The organism is uncultured Parabacteroides sp. (genome assembly GCF_905196875.1).
In the GTDB taxonomy this organism is placed as follows: domain Bacteria; phylum Bacteroidota; class Bacteroidia; order Bacteroidales; family Tannerellaceae; genus Parabacteroides.
The window spans coordinates 1-3,381 of the sequence record NZ_CAJJWO010000130.1; the positions used below are offsets into that span (position 1 = coordinate 1).

At 44.0% G+C, this 3,381-nt stretch carries 4 protein-coding genes and 1 pseudogene; 3 read left to right on the plus strand and 2 right to left on the minus strand.

The annotated features are described in order from the left end of the window. Positions 1 to 443, minus strand: a 443-nt coding sequence (locus QZ076_RS21825; RefSeq protein WP_293717218.1) for a phage integrase SAM-like domain-containing protein, incomplete at its 3' end; no start/stop codon positions are given. A gap of 189 nt (positions 444 to 632) precedes the next feature. Here QZ076_RS21825 and QZ076_RS21830 point away from each other — a divergent pair. Then, positions 633 to 2,321 (plus strand): AAA family ATPase, encoded by a 1,689-nt coding sequence (locus QZ076_RS21830; protein ID WP_293717219.1) that lies wholly within the window; start codon positions 633 to 635, stop codon positions 2,319 to 2,321. Positions 2,322 to 2,490: 169 nt separating this feature from the next. On the opposite strand, the gene QZ076_RS21835 is transcribed toward QZ076_RS21830, so the two are convergent. Next, positions 2,491 to 2,670 (minus strand): hypothetical protein, encoded by a 180-nt coding sequence (locus QZ076_RS21835; protein WP_293717220.1) that lies wholly within the window; start codon positions 2,668 to 2,670, stop codon positions 2,491 to 2,493. Positions 2,671 to 2,706: 36 nt separating this feature from the next. Between QZ076_RS21835 and QZ076_RS21840 the strand changes: the two genes are divergently transcribed. Both QZ076_RS21840 and QZ076_RS21845 read left to right on the plus strand, forming a co-directional pair. Next, positions 2,707 to 2,889 carry a hypothetical protein gene (locus QZ076_RS21840; protein WP_293717221.1) on the plus strand — a complete coding sequence of 61 codons (183 nt, stop codon included), beginning with the start codon at positions 2,707 to 2,709 and terminating at the stop codon, positions 2,887 to 2,889. A gap of 104 nt (positions 2,890 to 2,993) precedes the next feature. Next, positions 2,994 to 3,381 (plus strand): annotated as a pseudogene (locus tag QZ076_RS21845) (N-acetylmuramoyl-L-alanine amidase); the annotation flags it as partial.

The following is a 3,381-nucleotide window of genomic DNA, read 5'->3' on the forward strand; positions in this document are numbered from 1 at the left end:
CCGCATGCCATAAAGGAGAAGAGGGCCAGATCGGCAGCCTGCTGTTTACGGGGTTCCTTTTTCAAATCCAGCTGGGCAATCTGTCTGATCACTCCGGCAGGCATGGCCCGCTTCCGTGTCTCTTCCCGTCGTAACCGCAGTCCGGTAAAAGGCGAATCCAGCGGACGTTTTTTCCATCCCAGGCATGCACGGTTATACATGGCACGCAGGTTACTCAGATAGCAGTTTACGCTATTCACCTTCAGTCCTTTTTCGCGCAGCCACTCCACAAAGGCTTGCACCATTTGCGGAGTCACCTCCTTCAGCGAAAACTCCCGTTTACCATTAAAACATATAAAGTGATTGCGAACCGCCCGGTAAAGGTCGGCCGTACTTTCATCTCCTGCAGATCGTTTCTCCTGTCCCTGCAGCTTCATCTGTGTATAAAAATCTTTGTTTTTCATAACTTCTCATATTTTAAAAAATGACAAAGTTATAACATTCAACAACAGATAAAGGTTACTCGGGCGAGTTGGGAACCCGCCCCCTACAGAGCCGGGCAGAAGATCTTCATGTTGACAGATTATTCCATTGCCGCCTCATTGTATCGATTAATTATTTATCTTTGTATTTGTGCTTAAAAACAGTAACGTATGGACAGAAAGAAATTACCGATAGGCATCAGCGATTATAAGTTGTTGATCAGTGAGGATTATTATTATGTGGATAAAACAGATTTTGTCCGCCAGATAGTAGAAGACGGGAGTTTGATCACTCTGCTTCCGCGTCCGCGTCGTTTCGGTAAGACACTGAACCTTACCACACTTCGCTATTTCTTTGAGAAGACGGAAGGGAATGTGTTTCGTCCGCTTTTCAAAGGAAAGAGGATCGAAGGGTGGAAAGATTTCGATAAGTATCAGGGGAAGTATCCGGTGATACTGATTACATTGAAAGACTGTAAAGCAGATACGTTCGAAGGAGTATTGGAAAAAATAGCCGGAGAGTTGGCGACAGAGTTCGAACGCCATGATTATCTTTTTAACGAACCGAAAATAAAGCCGGTTCCCAAAGCTATTTTTGAAGCTGTCTATCACGGACAAGCCACACAATACCAGCTGGAGGCGGCATTGAAAATTTTATCAGAACTGCTCACCACGTACTGGGGGACGCCCCCACTCGTTTTACTCGACGAATACGATACCCCGATCCATGTAGCTTTCGACAAAGGTTATTATGACAAGATGATCGGTTTCATGCGCAACTTTATGAGTAGCGTATTCAAAGACAATACTAATATATTCCGTGGCGTAATCACCGGCATTCTTCGGGTGAGCAAAGAGTCGATATTCAGCGGACTGAATAATATTGCCGTATTCTCATTACTGGATCGCCCTATGTGTACGGCTTTCGGATTTACACAGGAAGAAACAGATATGATACTCGACGATTATTCGTTGGAAAAACAGAAAGAGGAAGTAAAACAATGGTATAACGGGTATCTCTTTGCTGGTAAAACGGTTTACAATCCTTGGTCGGTACTTAATTATATAATGTATGATGGCGTTCTTGCCCCTTACTGGGTAAACACCGGTTCCGACGTCTTACTACGTCATTTACTGGCCGACGGTCCTTCGCAGATACGCGATGGCGTAGAGGGATTGATACAAGGCGATCCTGTTCGCAGTGTGATAAACGACAAGCTGGCGTTTCCGGATTTGTTGACCGAGACAGTTAATATCTGGTCATTCATGCTTTTCAGCGGATACCTCAAAGCTTCCGATCCTGTTTTGCAACCAAATAATCTGATCGAATACAAACTGGAGGTTCCTAACCTGGAAGTTTCGACCGTGTTTAGCTCTATTATCCGTAGTTGGATAAATAATGGCCCGGTAAAGAATAACCGTCTCGAACGAATGCTACAGGCACTGGATGAAAACAACATACCTATCTTCGAACGATTGTTAAACGATTTTGTGGTCAACACACTTTCCTATTATGATACTTCAGGACGGGACCCGGAGAAAGTATACCAGGCCTTTTTGCTGGGCATGTTGGTAAGCTCCGGAGCTTACGAGGTAAGCAGTAACCGGGAGTCGGGCCTGGGACGCTACGATATTCTGATGCGTCCGCGTAATATTCAAAAGCGGGGTATTATCATGGAACTGAAACTTTACGATCCGATGTTCGATAAGTCGGTCGAAGATGTTCTGGTATCGGCTCTTCAACAGATCGAGGAGAAACAGTATGCAGCCACCCTTCATGCGGCAGGCGTCACCGATATCCTCAAAATGGCTATCACCTTCGATGGCAAACAAGTCTGGATTAAAACAGTAGAAGACTAGGTTTCGCTGATATCGGGCGGGGTAAAAACCCGCCCTTATGATGACATATTGTTTTAAATACATCAAACAACAAACCTTATTGATCATACTTCTATTTAATCTATAACACTCTCTTTCTCAAAAAACAGGCATTCAGCCTAAATCCTCCCCTTACGAGCTACCTAAACCCTTACTTTATCCTCTTACAGCGGTCTTGCCGGCAGTTACCCGGCAGATAATTTCGCTCAGCCGGCGACAAATCCCAACCACCCGGCAGGTAAATGCCATTCACCCGGCAGACAATCGGGATCAGCTGGCAGGTAATTTCAACAACCTGCCATTTTAGACCAAAAGGAGTCCGTATTTTCATACAATATTCTCTGGAACGCTTCTAAAAGTGTTCCGTATGGAACTGACAAAATGTATCTGTTTTCCACATTCTGCCAACATCACGAAAAACGATCTGCCGGATCATCTTTACCCCCTTTTAAACAGTTATCGTTTTCCCTACCTTCCCTTCTTTTCTGTCATTTCTCAACTCCGGGAGACTTCCATAAATAATTATATACCAATGAGCGTATGGAAATAAAGCAAAGAGAAAGAGATCGATTGACATTTTGACAAAATGTCGAACCGATTCTTTTTAACTTTACACCAATTTATCTATCTTTACGGCATATATCCTACTTAAACATGTTCGCAAAAAGATTAACAGTCATACTACTTTCATTAGTTGCTACTATTATATTCAATGGTTCTTTGTCGGCCCAGGAGAAAGCATTTCCTAAAAAAGGAGAAGGTATCACCCTTTTTCTGAAACGTCATAACCGTGTAGGAAAAGAATATCACGACGAATTTGTCAAGCTGAACAAGACAAAACTCGGCAGTGGAAATTCGCTGAAAATGGGAGTTAAATACCAATTACCGCCTTTAAAAGGTGCGGCAGCGGTGGCGGCAAAGAAACCGAATTACGAACCTTTATTCGGTAAGGAATTAGCACAATATCAGGTTACCTCTTCGGAATTGAGAGGCTGTTGCTTTTATCTGGTCAGCGGACATGGCGGCCCCGACCCCGGAGCCA

Excerpts from the sequence above, each read along its gene's own strand:
- QZ076_RS21840 (WP_293717221.1), top strand. The coding sequence starts at position 2,707 with ATGGAACTGACAAAATGTATCTGTTTTCCACATTCTGCCAACATCACG.
- QZ076_RS21830 (WP_293717219.1), top strand. The coding sequence starts at position 633 with ATGGACAGAAAGAAATTACCGATAGGCATCAGCGATTATAAGTTGTTG.
- QZ076_RS21835 (WP_293717220.1), bottom strand. The coding sequence starts at position 2,670 with ATGAAAATACGGACTCCTTTTGGTCTAAAATGGCAGGTTGTTGAAATT.